We start from the raw sequence: 16,410 nt of genomic DNA, 5'->3' as shown, positions 1-16,410 counted from the left end.
GCGAAAACTTCTCTTTGGCCATGGCCAGCTTCCTTCAGTGGGTCGCTTGCATTCGGATCAGCGTAGGAGGGAGCGAGGGACGCGTTACGCGTACTTCGCCTGCACCTCGGCAGCCACGTTCGACGGCACCTGCTCGTAGTGGTCGAACTGCATCGTGTAGTTGGCGCGCCCCTGGCTCATGGAGCGCAGGGTGTTCACGTAGCCGAACATGTTGGCGAGCGGCACCATCGCGTTGATGACGACCGCGTTGCCGCGCATGTCCTGGCCCTGGATCTGGCCGCGCCGGGAGTTCAGGTCGCCGATGACCGAGCCCGTATAGTCCTCGGGCGTCACGACCTCGACCTTCATGATCGGCTCGAGCAGCACCGAGGAGCCCTTCTGGAGGCCCTCACGGAGCGCCGCGCGGGACGCGATCTCGAAGGCGAGCGCCGACGAGTCCACCTCGTGGAAGGCGCCGTCGATCAGCTGGACCTTGACGTCGACTACGGGGAAGCCCGCGACCACGCCCGACCCGATGACCGAGTTGAGACCCTTCTCGACGCCCGGGATGTACTCCTTGGGCACCGTGCCGCCGACGATCTTCGACTCGAACTCGAAGCCCTTGCCCTGCTCGTTCGGCTCGATGACGAGCTTCACGCGGGCGAACTGGCCCGTGCCGCCCGTCTGCTTCTTGTGGGTGTAGTCCACCTCGGAGCGACGGGTGATCGTCTCGCGGTACGCCACCTGAGGCGCGCCGATGTTCGCGTCGACCTTGTAGGTGCGGCGCAGGATGTCGACCTTGATGTCGAGGTGGAGCTCGCCCATCCCCTTGAGGATGGTCTGGCCCGACTCCTGGTCCGTCGACACGCGGAAGGACGGATCCTCCGCGGCGAGCTTGGAGAGCGCGATGCCGAGCTTCTCCTGGTCCGCCTTCGACTTCGGCTCGATGGCGATCTCGATGACGGGCTCGGGGAACTCCATCTTCTCGAGGATCACCGGCTTGAGCGGGTCGCACAGCGTGTCGCCGGTGCGGACGTCCTTGAGGCCGGCCAGCGCGACGATGTCGCCGGCGAAGGCCTCCTTGATGTCCTCGCGGTTGTTCGCGTGCATCAGGAGCATGCGGCCGACGCGCTCCTTCTTGTCGCGGGTGGAGTTCACCAGCGACGCGCCGGTGTCGACCTTGCCCGAATAGACGCGGCAGAAGGTGATCGTGCCGACGAAGGGGTCGTCCATGATCTTGAACGCGAGCATGGAGAACGGCTCGGTGTCGAGCGGACGGCGCTCCATGGGCTCGTCGGTGTCGGGGTTAGTGCCGCTCACAGCGCCGCGATCGGCGGGCGAGGGCAGGAAGTCGACGACGGCGTCGAGCAGGGGCTGCACGCCCTTGTTCTTGAACGCCGAGCCGCAGAGCACGGGATGGAAGGCGCGGCGCTGGACGGCCGTGCGCACGAGGCGGCGCAGGGTGTCCTCGTCGGGCTCCTGGCCGTCGAGATAGGCCACCATGGCGTCGTCGTCCATCTCGACCGCGGCCTCGATGAGCTTGCCGCGATACTCGACCGCCTGATCCTGCAGGTCGGCCGGGATCTCGACCTCGTCGAAGGAGGCGCCGAGCGCCTCGCCGGACCAAACCAGAGCCTTCATCTTGATCAGGTCGATGACGCCCTTGAAGTCGCTCTCGGCGCCGATGGGGAGCTGGAGGCAGACGGGCTTGCCGGCGACGCGGTCGATGATGTCGGCCACGCAGCTGAAGAAGTTCGCGCCGATCTTGTCCATCTTGTTGACGAACACGATGCGGGGAACGTCGTACTTGTCGGCCTGGCGCCACACCGTCTCGGTCTGGGGCTCGACGCCCTGGTTGCCGTCGAGAACGCACACCGCGCCGTCGAGGACGCGCAAGCTGCGCTCAACCTCGATGGTGAAGTCCACGTGGCCGGGAGTGTCGATGATGTTCAGGCGCTTGCCGTGCCAGAAGCACGTGGTCGCGGCGGAGGTGATCGTGATGCCCCGCTCCTGCTCCTGCTCCATCCAGTCCATCGTCGCGGCGCCTTCATGCACCTCGCCGATCTTGTGGGACTTGCCGGTGTAGTAGAGGATCCGCTCGGTCGTCGTGGTCTTGCCGGCATCGATGTGGGCCATGATGCCGAAGTTGCGGTAGTCCTCGATCGCGTGCGTGCGGGGCATCGTATCGCTCCTGAAGGGTCCAGCCGTTACCAGCGGTAGTGCGAGAAGGCGCGGTTCGCTTCCGCCATGCGGTGCGTGTCCTCGCGCTTCTTCACGGCGGAGCCGCGGTTGTTCGCGGCGTCCAGCAGTTCCGCCGACAAACGGTCGACCATGGTCTTGTCGTTGCGGCCGCGAGCGGCCTGGATGAGCCAGCGGATCGCCAGCGCCTGACGGCGCTCGTGGCGGACCTCGACCGGCACCTGGTAGGTGGCGCCACCGACGCGGCGGGAGCGGACCTCGATCGCCGGGGCGACGTTCTCGAGGGCGCTCTTGAACACCTCGAGGGGGTTCTGCTTGGCGCGGGTCTCGATGATGTCGAAGGCGCCGTAGACGATCGACTCGGCGACCGACTTCTTGCCGTCATACATGATCGAGTTCATGAACTTCGTCACGACGATGTCGCCGAACTTCGGGTCCGGGATGATTTCGCGCTTCTCGGCGCTGTGGCGGCGGGACATGAGTTGCTCCGTCCTAGAATTCTGCTCTGTGTCACGACCGGGCTGGCGCCGGCCATCCGTCGGATCGCTCCCGGGTCAGACCCGGCGACGACCCGCCGTGCGGGTCACTTCGGACGCTTGGCGCCGTACTTCGAACGGCGCTGCTTGCGGTTCTTGACGCCCTGTGTGTCGAGGACGCCGCGCAGGATGTGGTAGCGCACGCCGGGCAGGTCCTTGACGCGGCCGCCGCGGATCATGACCACCGAGTGCTCCTGGAGGTTATGGCCCTCGCCGGGGATGTAGCCGATGACCTCGAAGCCGTTCGTCAGGCGAACCTTCGCGACCTTGCGGAGCGCCGAGTTCGGCTTCTTCGGGGTCGTCGTGTAGACGCGCGTGCAGACGCCGCGCTTCTGGGGGCACGCATCAAGAGCGGGCACCTTGTTCCGGCTCTTCTGAGCGACCCGCGGCTTGCGGATCAGCTGGCTGATCGTCGGCATTCTATGCCCTCTTGTCCTTTTGGTCGCGCGAGCGACCACCCTTGTCCCTGTGCCGCCGCGATCGTGGAACGATCGGCGCCGACGCCGTCCTGGCCTCTTCAGCCCTTGGGTCTCGCGTCGCCCGGTGCAGGTGCACGCAAAACGAAACCGCGCCACGGGTTCGTCGGAACCCTCAGCGCGACACGAACGCAGAGGACCACGGAAGATCCGCGGTCGTGCCCCAAAGCTGACGATGTGTCAGTCGTGTTAAGTTCGGCAGCGTTTAGGGGAACATGGATCGTTGCGAGTCGCTTCGATCGTCGGTCGCCTACGGCCAGCCGGCAAGTCCGGTGCTTCTAGTCCGCGAGTCGCCCCGCGTCAACACTAAATCGGGTCTTCCCTGCCCTTCCGCAAGGGTTCGCCGCGTGTGACGCATGGCTTTGGGGTGTCGAAGCACTCCGAAAACGAAAAGGCCGCCCCGAGGGGCGGCCCTTCTTGATCGCGAGAGGCGTCCGCGGCTGCGGATCACTCCGCCGCGGGCAGCTGCTCCGCGTTGCCAGGGGTCACGGCGCCCGAGTCGCTGGCCTTCTGGGCCATGATCAGGTCGTCGCGGCGCTGGGCCACGCTCTGGAGGCGCATCATCGTGGAGCCCGTGCCGGCCGGGATGAGCGAGCCGACGATGACGTTCTCCTTGAGGCCCTCCAGGTTGTCGGTCTTCCCGTTGACCGCCGCCTCGGTGAGGACGCGGGTGGTCTCCTGGAAGGACGCCGCCGAGATGAAGGAGCGGGTCTGGAGCGACGCCTTGGTGATGCCGAGCAGGACCGGCACCCCGGAGGCGGGCTTCTTCCCCTCCCCTTCGAGCTTCTCGTTGATCTCGACGAGCTCCAGGCGGTCGACCTGCTCGCCGGACAGGAGGTCGGAATCGCCCCCGTCCGTGATCTCGACCTTCTGCAGCATCTGGCGGACGATCACCTCGATGTGCTTGTCGTTGATGAGCACGCCCTGGAGCCGGTAGACCTCCTGGATCTCGTTGACGAGGTAGGCGGCAAGCTCCTCCACGCCCTTGATCGCCAGGATGTCGTGCGGCGCCGGGTTGCCGTCGACGATGAAGTCGCCGACCTCGACCACGTCCCCGTCCTGCAAGTGGATGTGCTTGCCCTTGGGGATGAGGTACTCGACCGCCTCGGAGCCGTCGTGCGGGGTCAGCGTCAGGCGGCGCTTGTTCTTGTAGTCGCGCCCGAACTGGATGGTCCCCGACTTCTCGGCGATGATCGCCGCGTCCTTCGGCCGCCGCGCCTCGAACAGCTCCGCCACCCGCGGGAGACCGCCGGTGATGTCGCGGGTCTTGGCGCTCTCGGTCGAGACGCGGGCCAGCACGTCGCCGGCCTTCACCTTGCCGCCCGGGGCATAGCCGATGATGGCGTCCACGGGCAGAAGGTAGCGGGCCTCGCTGCCGCGGGGCAGCTTGGCGATCTTGCCGTCCGTACCATGCACCACGAGAGCCGGACGCAGGTCCGCCGTGCGCGACGAGCCGCGCCAGTCGATGACGACGCGCTTGGCGATGCCGGTCGTCTCGTCCGTGGTCTCGGTGATGCTCTGGCCGTCGATCAGATCCTCGTAGCCCACCGTGCCGTCGACCTCGGTGAGGATCGGACGGGTGTAGGGGTCCCACTCGGCGATGCGCTGGCCGCGCTTGATCGCATCGCCCTCGTCGACGCGCAGGCGCGCGCCGTATTGGATGCGATGGACCGCACGCTCGACGCCGTCGGCGCCGACGATCACCACGGCGACGTTGCGCCCCATGACGATCAGGTCGCCATCGGAGTTGCGCGCCGCGTTGCGGTTGCGCAGGCGGATCGTCCCCTCGAAGGTGGCCTCGATGAAGGACGAGTCCGCGATCTGCGCCGCGCCGCCGATGTGGAAGGTGCGCATGGTGAGCTGGGTGCCCGGCTCGCCGATGGACTGCGCCGCGATGACGCCGACGGCCTCACCCTGGTTGACGGTGGTGCCGCGGGCGAGATCCCGGCCGTAGCAGGCGGCGCAGACGCCGTTGCGCGTCTCGCAGACGAGCACCGAGCGGATCTTCACCTCCTGGATACCGGCCGCGTTGATCGGCTCGATATGCCACTCCTCGATCATCGTCCCGGCCGGAACGATGACCTCGCCGTCCGCCGTCGTCAGATCCTCGGCGGCGGTGCGGCCGAGGATGCGCGAGGCAAGCGAGGCGACGACCTGGCCGGCATCAACGATGGCACGCATCTTGATGCCCTTCGTCGTGGCGCAGTCCACTTCGCGGATGACCGCGTCCTGGGCCACGTCGACGAGGCGGCGGGTCAGGTAGCCCGAGTTGGCCGTCTTGAGCGCGGTGTCGGCGAGGCCCTTCCGGGCGCCGTGCGTCGAGTTGAAGTACTCGAGCACGTCCAGGCCTTCCTTGAAGTTCGAGATGATCGGCGTCTCGATGATCTCGCCGGAGGGCTTGGCCATGAGGCCGCGCATCGCGGCGAGCTGCTTCATCTGGGCCGGCGAGCCGCGGGCGCCCGAGTGGCTCATCATGTAGATGGAGTTCACGGGCTTGTCGCGGCCGGCGTCATCCTTCTTCACGGACGAGATGCGGTTCATCATCTCGCCGGCGAGACGGTCCGAGCACTTGGCCCAAGCGTCGACCACCTTGTTGTACTTCTCGCCCTGGGTGATCAGGCCGTCGTTGTACTGCTGCTCGTAATCCTTCACGAGCGAGCGAGTCTCCTCGACGATCGACCACTTGTTCTCCGGCACCACCATGTCGTCCTTGCCGAACGAGATGCCGGCCTTGAACGCGTGGTAGAAGCCCAGACCCATGATGCGGTCGCAGAAGATCACCGACTCCTTCTGGCCGCAGGTGCGGTAGACGGTGTCGATCATGTTCGAGATCTCCTTCTTCGTCATGAGCTTGTTCACGACGTCGAAGGGGACGCGCTCGTGCCGTGGCAGGACGCGGGAGAGGATCACGCGGCCGGGCGTGGTGTCGTAGACCTTGGTGAAGGGCTTGCCGTCCTCGCCGAGGCTCGTCGCGCGGTACTTGATCTTGGAGTGCAGCGTGATGATGCGCTCGTGCAGCGCATGCTCCAGCTCGCCGATGTCGCCGAACACCTTGCCCTGGCCGGGCTCGCCGTCGGAGACGATCGAGAGGTAGTAGAGCCCGAGCACGATGTCTTGGCTCGGCACGATGATCGGGGCGCCGTTCGCCGGGTGCAGGATGTTGTTCGTCGACATCATCAGCACGCGGGCTTCGAGCTGCGCCTCGAGCGACAGCGGCACGTGGACCGCCATCTGGTCGCCGTCGAAGTCGGCGTTGAACGCCGCGCAGACGAGCGGGTGCAGCTGGATCGCCTTGCCCTCGATGAGGACGGGCTCGAAGGCCTGGATGCCGAGGCGGTGCAGCGTCGGCGCGCGGTTGAGCAGCACCGGATGCTCGCGGATGACCTCGTCCAGGATGTCCCAGACCTCCGGCTTCTCCTTCTCGACGAGCTTCTTGGCCTGCTTCACCGTGGCCGACAGGCCCTTGGCGTCGAGGCGCGCGTAGATGAAGGGCTTGAAGAGCTCAAGCGCCATCTTCTTGGGCAGGCCGCACTGGTGCAGCTTCAGCTCGGGGCCGACGACGATGACGGAGCGGCCCGAATAGTCCACGCGCTTGCCGAGCAGGTTCTGGCGGAACCGGCCCTGCTTGCCCTTGAGCATATCGGCGAGCGACTTCAGCGGGCGCTTGTTGGCGCCGGTGATGACGCGGCCGCGCCGCCCGTTGTCGAACAGCGCGTCGACCGCCTCCTGGAGCATGCGCTTCTCGTTCCGGATGATGATGTCCGGAGCGCGCAGCTCGATGAGGCGCTTCAAGCGGTTGTTGCGGTTGATGACGCGGCGGTAGAGGTCGTTCAGGTCCGAGGTCGCGAAGCGGCCGCCGTCGAGCGGCACGAGCGGACGCAGATCCGGCGGGATCACGGGGACCACCGTCAGGATCATCCACTCGGGCTTGTTGCCCGACATCATGAACGCCTCGATGATCTTGAGGCGCTTCATGAGCTTCTTGGGCTTCAGCTCCGACGTCGTGACCGAGATCTCGTGACGCAGGTCGATCGCGGTCTTCTCCAGGTCGAGGTCCTGGAGGATCTTGCGGATCGCCTCGGCGCCGATCAGCGCCGTGAAGGAGTCGTCGCCGTACTCCTCCTGCGCGCGGATATACTCGTCCTCGGACAGGAGCTGACGCTCCTTGAGGGGGGTCAGGCCCGGCTCGATGACGACATAGGACTCGAAATAGAGGATGCGCTCGAGGTCCTTGAGCGTCATGTCGAGCAGGAGGCCGATGCGCGAGGGCAGCGACTTCAGGAACCAGATATGCGCCACGGGAGCGGCGAGCTCGATGTGGCCCATGCGGTCGCGACGGACGCGCGCGAGCGTCACCTCGACGCCGCACTTCTCGCAGATCACGCCCTTGTACTTCATGCGCTTGTACTTGCCGCACAAGCACTCATAGTCCTTGATGGGGCCGAAGATGCGCGCGCAGAAGAGGCCGTCACGCTCGGGCTTGAATGTCCGGTAGTTGATGGTCTCCGGCTTCTTGATCTCGCCGTAGGACCAGGACAGAATCTTCTCCGGGCTCGCGATCGAGATCTTGATCTGATCGAAGCTCTGCGGCTGGGCCGCGGTGTTGAAGAGATTCATGACCTCTTGATTCATCGCCGTCTCCTGGGTCGTGGGGGCCGGAGCGTGATCGTCACGGCCGCCCGCCGGCAATTATTGGGTGCCGCGGAGCCCCGCCCCGCGGCTGATGTCATGTCCGGTCAGCCCTTGGACAAGGGCGTCATTCAGCCGCCTCGGAGGGAGGCGAGAGCTCGTTGGCCGCCCGCTTGGTCGAGGTCAGCTCGACGTTGAGACCCAGCGAGCGCATTTCCTTCACGAGCACGTTGAAGCTCTCCGGAATGCCGGCCTCGAAGGTGTCGTCGCCGCGCACGATGGCCTCGTAGACCTTGGTGCGGCCGGCCACGTCGTCCGACTTGACGGTGAGCATCTCCTGCAGCGTGTAGGCCGCGCCGTAGGCCTCGAGCGCCCACACCTCCATCTCGCCGAAGCGCTGGCCGCCGAACTGCGCCTTGCCCCCCAGCGGCTGCTGGGTGACGAGCGAGTAGGGGCCGATGGAGCGGGCGTGGATCTTGTCGTCCACGAGGTGGTGCAGCTTCAGCATGTAGATGTAGCCGACCGTGACCCGGCGATCGAAGGGCTCGCCCGTGCGGCCGTCGAAGAGCTGGACCTGACCCGACCGGTCGAGCCCCGCCATCTCCAGCATGCGCTCGATGTCGGCCTCCTTCGCGCCGTCGAAGACGGGAGTCGCGAAGGGGACGCCGCGGCGCACGTTGGTGCCGAGCTCCAGGAGGGTCTCCTCCTCCATCGTGTCGAAGCCCTCCTCGTTGCCGTAGATGTCGGTCATCGTCCGGCGCAGCTCGGAGGCGTCGTGGGAGCGCTGGTACGCTTCCACGGCCTTGGCGACCTGCCGGCCCAAGCCCGCCGCGGCCCAGCCGAGGTGGGTCTCGAGGATCTGACCGACATTCATGCGGCTCGGCACGCCAAGCGGGTTCAGCACGATGTCGACATGGGTCCCGTCCTCCAGGAACGGCATGTCCTCGATCGGCACGATCCGCGACACGACGCCCTTGTTGCCGTGACGGCCGGCCATCTTGTCGCCCGGCTGGATCTTGCGCTTCACCGCCACGAAGACCTTGACCATCTTCATGACGCCCGGGGGCAGCTCGTCGCCGCGCTGCAGCTTCTCGACCTTGTCGAGGAAGCGCTGCTCGAGGCGCTTCTTCGACTCGTCGTATTGCCGCTGGATCGCCTCGATCTCGGCCATGCGGGCGTCGTCGGCCACCGCGTAGGCCCACCATTGCGAGCGCGGGAAGTCGCTCAGGGACTGCCGGGTGACCTCGGTGTCCTTGCGGAAACCCTTGGGTCCGGCGATCGCCGTCTGCCCGACGAGAAGCTCGCCGAGACGCGCATAGGTGTTGCGGTCCAGGATGGCCTGCTCGTCGTCACGGTCCTTGGCGAGACGCTCGATCTCCTCGCGCTCGATGGCCTGGGCGCGCTCGTCCTTGTCGACGCCGTGCCGGTTGAACACCCGCACCTCGACGACGGTGCCCGTGACGCCCGGGGGCACGCGCAGCGAGGTGTCGCGCACGTCCGAGGCCTTCTCGCCGAAGATAGCGCGCAGGAGCTTCTCCTCCGGCGTCATCGGGCTTTCGCCCTTCGGCGTGATCTTGCCGACGAGGATGTCGCCCGCGTTCACCTCGGCCCCGATATAGACGATGCCGGCTTCGTCGAGGTTCTTGAGCGCCTCCTCCGACACGTTCGGGATGTCGCGGGTGATCTCCTCGGGACCGAGCTTGGTGTCCCGGGCCATCACCTCGAACTCCTCGATGTGGATCGAGGTGAACACGTCGTCCTTCACGATCCGCTCGGAGAGCAGGATCGAGTCCTCGAAGTTGTAGCCGTTCCACGGCATGAACGCGACGAGGACGTTGCGGCCGAGCGCGAGCTCGCCGAGCTCGGTCGAGGGGCCGTCGGCGATGATGTCGCCCTTGCGGACGTGCTCGCCGACCCGGACCAGGGGCTTCTGCGTGATGCAGGTGTTCTGGTTCGAGCGCTGGAACTTCATCAGCCGGTAGATGTCGACGCCAGGCTTGCTGGGATCGGCCTCTTCCGTGGCGCGGATGACGATACGCGTGGCGTCCACCTGGTCGATGATGCCCGTCCGGCGCGCCGCGATCGCGGCGCCCGAGTCGCGGGCCACCACCGCTTCCATGCCCGTGCCCACGAAGGGAGCGTCGGCCTGGACCAGCGGCACCGCCTGGCGCTGCATGTTGGAGCCCATGAGGGCGCGGTTCGCGTCGTCGTTCTCGAGGAACGGGATGAGCGCGGCCGCGACCGACACAAGCTGCTTCGGGCTCACGTCCATGAGGTCGACGCGGTCGGGCGAGACGACGATGTTGTCGCCCGCGCGGCGGCAGATCACGAGCTCATCGGTCAGCATGCCGTCGGCGCCGATGGCCGCGTTCGCCTGGGCGACGTTGTACTTCGCCTCTTCCATGGCCGAGAGGTAGATCACCTCTTCCTGGACCCGGCCGTCGCGCACGCGCCGGAACGGGGTCTCGATGAAGCCGTACTTGTTCACCCGCGCGAAGGTGGCGAGCGAGTTGATGAGGCCGATATTCGGGCCTTCCGGCGTCTCGATCGGGCAGATGCGGCCGTAGTGCGTCGGGTGCACGTCGCGCACCTCGAAGCCCGCGCGCTCGCGGGTGAGGCCGCCGGGGCCAAGCGCCGAGAGGCGGCGCTTGTGGGTGACCTCCGAGAGCGGGTTCGTCTGGTCCATGAACTGCGAGAGCTGCGACGAGCCGAAGAACTCGCGCACGGCCGCGGCCGCGGGCTTCGCGTTGATCAGGTCCTGGGGCATGACGGTGTCGATGTCGACCGACGACATGCGCTCCTTGATGGCGCGCTCCATGCGCAGGAGACCCAGGCGGTACTGGTTCTCCATGAGCTCGCCCACCGAGCGGACGCGGCGGTTGCCGAGGTGGTCGATGTCGTCCACCTCGCCCTTGCCGTCGCGCAGGTCCACAAGCGCCTTGACGACCGCGAGCATGTCCTCGCGGCGCAGCGTGCGCACCGTGTCCTCGGCGTCGAGGTCGAGGCGCATGTTCATCTTCACGCGGCCGACCGCGGAGAGGTCGTAGCGCTCGGCGTCGAAGAACAGCGAGTGGAACATCGCCTCCGCCGTGTCGAGCGTCGGCGGCTCGCCGGGACGCATGACGCGGTAGATGTCGAACAAGGCTTCCTCGCGCAGCGAGTTCTTGTCGACGGCGAGCGTGTTGCGGATGTAGGGACCGATCGTGACGTGGTCGATGTCGAGCACCGCGAGCTCGTCGACGCCGGCCTCGGTGAGGACGCGCAGCGACTTCTCGGAGATCTCGTCGCCCGCCTCGGCATAGATCTCGCCGGTGGTGACGTTGACCATGTCCTCGGCCACGTACTGGCCGTAGAGGTCCTCGTCCGTGGCGCGAAGGGCCTTGAGGCCCTTCTCGGCGAGCTGGCGCGCGGCGCGGGCGGTCAGCTTCTTGCCGGCCTCGAGCACCACCTCGCCGCTGTCGGCGTCGACGAGATCGACGGTCGCCTTGAAGCCGCGCATCCGCTCGGCCTCGTAGGGCACGCGCCAGCCATCCGCCGTCCGGGTATAGACGATGCGGTTGTAGAACGTGTTGAGGATCTCCTCGGGGTTCAGGCCGAGAGCGAAGAGGAGCGAGGTGACGGGGATCTTACGCTTGCGGTCGATGCGCGCGTACACGATGTCCTTCGCGTCGAACTCGATGTCGAGCCACGAGCCGCGATAGGGGATGATGCGCGCGGCGAACAGGAGCTTGCCCGACGAGTGGGTCTTGCCCTTGTCGTGGTCGAAGAACACGCCCGGCGAGCGGTGCATCTGCGAGACGATGACGCGCTCGGTGCCGTTCACCACGAAGGTGCCGTTGTCCGTCATGAGCGGCATGTCGCCCATGTAGACGTCCTGCTCCTTGATGTCCTTCACGGAGCGGGCCTGGGTGTCCGGGTCCACGTCGAACACGATGAGGCGCAGGGTCACCTTGAGCGGCGCCGCGAAGGTCATGCCGCGCTGGCGGCACTCGTCCACGTCGTATTTCGGCTGCTCGAAGGTGTACTTCACGAACTCCAGCAGCGCCGTGTTCGAGAAGTCCGAGATCGGGAACACGGACTTGAAGACGGACTGAAGGCCCTCCTCGGGCCGGCCGCCCTTCGGCTCGTCGACCATCAGGAACTGGTCGTAGGACGCCTTCTGAACCTCGATGAGGTTCGGCATCTCGGCGACTTCCTGGATCTTGCCGAAGAACTTGCGGATGCGCTTGCGGCCTACCAGCGTATTGGCCATGTCTGACCTAGCTCCTCATGCACGGCTGACCGGGCGACCGGGACACCCCGGCAACGGACGCCGGGTCAGCCGTCCGACGCACGGCGGCGTCGGCGGAAACGACTCGAAAGGCAGGGATCGGGGGACCCCCGGAACAGGCGCCCCGCAGCGGGTGTGCGGGACGGAAACGACGGCCCCGGGTCGAAACCCGGGACCGTCGACGTTTTCAGATGACCGGAGCCGCGAGCGGCCCCGCGCCGATCACTTGAGCTCGACCTTGGCGCCGACCTTCTCGAGGGTCGCCTTGATCTTCTCGGCCTCGTCCTTGGACACGGCCTCCTTGACGGCCTTGGGAGCGCCCTCGACCAGGTCCTTGGCCTCCTTGAGGCCGAGGCCGGTGATCGCGCGGACCTCCTTGATGACCTCGATCTTCTTGTCGCCGGCGGCGGCAAGGATCACGTTGAACTCGGTCTGCTCCTCGACGGGAGCGGCGGCGGCGGCGGCCGGGCCGGCCGACACGGCGACGGCGGCGGCGGCGGAGACGCCCCACTTCTCCTCGAGCATCTTCGCGAGCTCGGCGGCCTCGAGAACGGTCAGGGTCGACAGGTCGTCGACGAGCTTGGCAAGATCAGCCATGGCTTAGTCCTTCAGTGTGGTTCGAACGTTGATGGGTTTGGGTACGGCCTCAGGCCGCCTCGTCGGTCTTGGCATAGGCCCCGAACACGCGGGCGAGCTTCGCCGCCGGCGCGTTGACGACCTGCGCGATCTTCGTGGCGGGCGCATTGATGAGCCCCACGAGCTTGGCACGCAGTTCGTCCAGGGACGGCATGGTGGCGAGTGCCTTCACGCTGTCCGGGTTCAGAGCGGTCTTACCCATCGCTCCGCCGAGGATCACGAGCTTGTCGTTGCCCTTGGCGAAGTCGACGGCGACCTTCGGCGCCGCGACCGGATCGCTCGAGAAAGCGATCAGGGTGGGGCCCTTCATGAGCCCCTGGATGGACGCGACGTCCGTGCCTTCGAGAGCGATCTTGGCGAGGCTGTTCTTGGCGACCTTCACGGTGGCGCCGGCCTGCTTCATCTGCGTGCGCAGCTTCTGCATGTCGGCGACCGTGAGGCCCTTGTAGTGGGCCACGACGACGACGGACGTGGTTGAGAACACGCCGTTGAGCGTCGAGACGAGCTCAGCTTTTGCTGCTCTGTCCACTGGGCTCTCTCCGGTTGACGGAACCTTTGCGGTCCCGCCGGTTTCACCTGTCGCCCATGCGACCCCGGCCTGCCGGGGCGTCTGGGCGACGCTCTCGCAAGCCCTGTCCCCCGCACGACGGCCACAGGGCCGGCAGGCGGGCGAGATGGTTCGAACCAGCACTCCGTCCGCCTGAGCGGACAAAATTTCGGCCTTCCCCGTCTGTGCAGGTCCCGATGGGCTTAAGCCGGCGAGCCGGCGCCTGCAGTCTCGGACAGGACACAGCCGGACGGGGCCAGGGTTCGCTTCTGACGAAACGCTCCCGAGCCCGCCGGCCTGTCACCGCCCACTCTCGTGGGCGGATTTCACGCGGCCACGCTCGGCCCGAAAGCCGACGCCAGCCGCACGAATTTGGAAATTCATCGGGCTACCTAACCCCATTCGGCGCGGATGCCAAGAGGGGATGTGAAAAAAGTGCCAACAGGTCGCAGGCGAGGAGCCCCCTCTCCCTGTGAGAGAGGAGAGCCGCGCAACGAAAAACCCCAGGGCTCGCGCCCCGGGGTCTCGTCTCGTTCAGTCCGAGAAGACCGATCAGGCGCCGAGCACGCTCGACGGATCGACCTTGACGCCCGGGCCCATCGTCGAGGTGACGGCGATGCGCTGGATGTAGGTGCCCTTGGCGCCAGCGGGCTTCGCCTTGGCCACCGCGTCGGCGAAGGCGCGGATGTTCTCGACGAGCTTCTGCTCGTCGAAGGAGGCCTTGCCGATGCCGGCGTGCACGATGCCCGCCTTCTCGACGCGGAACTCCACCGCGCCGCCCTTGGCGGCCTCGACGGCGCCCTTCACGTCCATGGTGACGGTGCCGACCTTCGGGTTCGGCATCAGGCCGCGCGGGCCCAGCACCTTACCCAGACGCCCGACGAGGGGCATCATGTCCGGGGTCGCGATGCAGCGGTCGAAGTCGATCGTGCCGCCCTGGACGCGCTCGACGAGGTCCTCCGCGCCGACCACGTCGGCGCCGGCGGCGCGCGCGTCGTCGGCCTTGGCGCCGCGGGCGAACACCGCCACCCGCACGGTGCGGCCGGAGCCGTTGGGCAGGTTGCAGACGCCGCGGACCATCTGGTCGGCGTGACGCGGGTCGACGCCCAGGTTCATCGCCACCTCGACGGTCTCGTCGAACTTGGCGCTGGCCCGGCCCTTCACGAGGGCGATGGCGTCCTGGAGGGAGTAGAGCTTGGTCCGGTCGATGCCCTCGCGGGCGCCGCGGATGCGCTTGCCTTGATTTGCCATGCTCGCCTCCTTACGCCACGATCTCGAGGCCCATGGCCCGAGCGGAGCCGCGGATCATCTCGACGGCCGAGTCGACCGAGTCGGTGTTGAGGTCGACGAGCTTCTTCTCGGCGATCTCGCGCAGCTGCGCCTCGGTGATGCGGCCGACCGGCGCGCCCTTGCCCGGGGTCTTGGAACCCGAGGCCGGCTTCTTGCCGATCTTGAGGCCGACCGCCTTCTTGAGGAAGAACGACACCGGCGGCTGCTTCATCTCGAAGGTGAAGGAGCGGTCCTGATACGCGGTGATGATCACCGGGATCGGGGTGCCCTTGTCGATCTGCGCGGTCTTCGCGTTGAAGGCCTTGCAGAATTCCATGATGTTGAGGCCGCGCTGGCCCAGGGCAGGTCCGATCGGCGGCGACGGATTGGCCGCGCCGGCGGGCACCTGCAGCTTGATGTAGCCCGTAATCTTCTTGGCCACGGGATGCTCCCAGATGAAGCCCCTCCCCGGCTGCCGGCCGGCCGAGAGGCGGTTCGGGGTCGCGGTACGATCCGTTTCATGTCCCGGGTGGCGACCGGGCGGATCTCCCGCGATTCGAGCGGCTCGCATGCGAGCCGATTACGGCCGGAGCGGGGCTCGGACCGGAATTCTAGATGGTGCGCCCTTCGCCCCTGCCCGCAGGCGGGGAAAGAGGGCGATCAGACCTTCTCGACCTGGGCGTATTCGAGCTCGACCGGCGTCGCGCGGCCGAAGATCGACACGGCGACCTTCAGGCGGGCGCGGCCCTCGTCGACCTCCTCCACGACGCCGTTGAACGACGCGAAGGGGCCGTCGGCGACGCGGACCGATTCGCCGATCTCGAACTGGACGGAGGGCTTCGGACGGTCGACGCCCTCGGCCACCTGGCCCTTGATGCGCTCGGCCTCGGCGTCCGGGATCGGCACGGGCTTCGATTTGTCGGCGCCCAGGAAGCCCGTCACCTTCGGGGTATTCTTGATGAGGTGGTAGACCTCGTCGGTGAGGTCGCACTTCACGAGGACGTAGCCGGGGAAGAACTTGCGCTCGGTGTCGACCTTGCGGCCGCGGCGCACCTCGACGACCTTCTCGGTCGGCACGAGGATCTCCTCGAAGCGCTCGGCGAGGCCGCGCTGGTCGGCCTGGTCGCGCAGGGACTGCGCCACCTTGTTCTCGAAGTTCGAATAGGCGTGGACGATGTACCAACGCTTAGCCATGACGCACGCTCCTCACGAGCCGAGGCCGAGGACGTAGGACACGCCCAGCCGGACCACCTGGTCGATGACCAGAAAGAAAATGCTCGCCACCACGACCATCACGAACACCATGAGGGTCGTGATCATGGTTTCCTTGCGGGTCGGCCACGTGACCTTGGCGCCTTCGGAGCGCACCTGCTGCAGGAACTCGAACGGGTTCGTCTTCGCCATCGCCTGTCTTTAGACCTCGCCGCAGCGCCTGAGCGCGCCCTACGGGTGCGCCGTCTCGCCCAAACCGAAGCGGCGCGAAGCATCCGCTCCGCGCCACTTGAACCGAATGAGCATGTAATTGCGCGGGGGCTTTAAAGCAATCCGCCGCTCTTGTCGATTCCGAGGCGCGAGGAGCGCGACCCTGAATTCCGCCGTTGGCAGGAGTGGAGGGACTCGAACCCCCAACCCCCGGTTTTGGAGACCGGTGCTCTAACCAGTTGAGCTACACTCCTGTGCCGGACGGCCCGGTGGGATTAGACGAGGGCTTGGGACCACGCAAGGGGAATTTGGCGTCACACCCTCCCCTCTCCCATGGGGAGAGGGGCGGCTCGCACCCCGCAAACGAAGACGGCGGGCCCAAGGGCCCGCCGCTCGTTCCACCTCCGCAAGGCGGGAAGGATCAGTCCATCACCTGGGCGACGACGC

At 66.8% G+C, this 16,410-nt stretch carries 11 protein-coding genes and 1 tRNA gene; all 12 read right to left on the bottom strand.

Annotation, left to right across the window (positions count from 1 at the left end; genetic code table 11):
* Window positions 1-84 precede the first annotated feature (84 nt).
* The 12 genes from fusA to F0L46_RS21190 all read right to left on the bottom strand — a co-directional run bounded on the left by fusA (window position 85) and on the right by F0L46_RS21190 (window position 16,217).
* A complete protein-coding gene (gene fusA, locus F0L46_RS21245; protein WP_149821345.1) occupies window positions 85-2,160 on the bottom strand; it encodes an elongation factor G in 2,076 nt (691 codons plus the stop codon).
* 26 nt (window positions 2,161-2,186) lie between these two features.
* On the bottom strand, window positions 2,187-2,657 hold the full coding sequence (rpsG, locus tag F0L46_RS21240) for a 30S ribosomal protein S7 (RefSeq protein ID WP_149821343.1): 471 nt from the start codon (window positions 2,655-2,657) through the stop codon (window positions 2,187-2,189).
* A gap of 104 nt (window positions 2,658-2,761) precedes the next feature.
* Entirely contained in the window at window positions 2,762-3,133 is a 372-nt protein-coding gene (gene rpsL / locus F0L46_RS21235; protein WP_149821341.1) for a 30S ribosomal protein S12, read from the bottom strand.
* A 504-nt stretch (window positions 3,134-3,637) separates the two neighbouring features.
* Window positions 3,638-7,822 (bottom strand): DNA-directed RNA polymerase subunit beta', encoded by a 4,185-nt coding sequence (rpoC, locus tag F0L46_RS21230; RefSeq protein WP_149821339.1) that lies wholly within the window; start codon window positions 7,820-7,822, stop codon window positions 3,638-3,640.
* Window positions 7,823-7,946: 124 nt separating this feature from the next.
* Window positions 7,947-12,071, bottom strand: coding sequence for a DNA-directed RNA polymerase subunit beta (gene rpoB / locus F0L46_RS21225; RefSeq protein ID WP_149821337.1), 4,125 nt, complete (start codon window positions 12,069-12,071; stop codon window positions 7,947-7,949).
* Between the two features lie 240 nt (window positions 12,072-12,311).
* Window positions 12,312-12,686 (bottom strand): 50S ribosomal protein L7/L12, encoded by a 375-nt coding sequence (gene rplL, locus F0L46_RS21220; RefSeq protein ID WP_149821335.1) that lies wholly within the window; start codon window positions 12,684-12,686, stop codon window positions 12,312-12,314.
* 49 nt (window positions 12,687-12,735) lie between these two features.
* Window positions 12,736-13,254, bottom strand: a complete 519-nt coding sequence (gene rplJ / locus F0L46_RS21215) for a 50S ribosomal protein L10 (protein WP_149821333.1) — start codon at window positions 13,252-13,254, stop codon at window positions 12,736-12,738.
* 570 nt (window positions 13,255-13,824) lie between these two features.
* A complete protein-coding gene (gene rplA, locus F0L46_RS21210; protein WP_149821331.1) occupies window positions 13,825-14,523 on the bottom strand; it encodes a 50S ribosomal protein L1 in 699 nt (232 codons plus the stop codon).
* A gap of 10 nt (window positions 14,524-14,533) precedes the next feature.
* A complete protein-coding gene (gene rplK / locus F0L46_RS21205) occupies window positions 14,534-14,983 on the bottom strand; it encodes a 50S ribosomal protein L11 (RefSeq protein ID WP_149821329.1) in 450 nt (149 codons plus the stop codon).
* Between the two features lie 218 nt (window positions 14,984-15,201).
* Window positions 15,202-15,735, bottom strand: coding sequence for a transcription termination/antitermination protein NusG (nusG, locus tag F0L46_RS21200; RefSeq protein ID WP_149821328.1), 534 nt, complete (start codon window positions 15,733-15,735; stop codon window positions 15,202-15,204).
* A 12-nt stretch (window positions 15,736-15,747) separates the two neighbouring features.
* Complete coding sequence (gene secE, locus F0L46_RS21195) at window positions 15,748-15,945, bottom strand: preprotein translocase subunit SecE (protein ID WP_149821326.1); 198 nt, start codon at window positions 15,943-15,945, stop codon at window positions 15,748-15,750.
* A gap of 195 nt (window positions 15,946-16,140) precedes the next feature.
* Window positions 16,141-16,217, bottom strand: a tRNA-Trp gene (locus tag F0L46_RS21190).
* Window positions 16,218-16,410 lie beyond the last annotated feature (193 nt).

The organism is Salinarimonas soli, from assembly GCF_008386575.1.
GTDB lineage: Bacteria > Pseudomonadota > Alphaproteobacteria > Rhizobiales > Beijerinckiaceae > Salinarimonas_A > Salinarimonas_A soli.
This window is presented reverse-complemented; position numbering and strand designations above follow the sequence as displayed.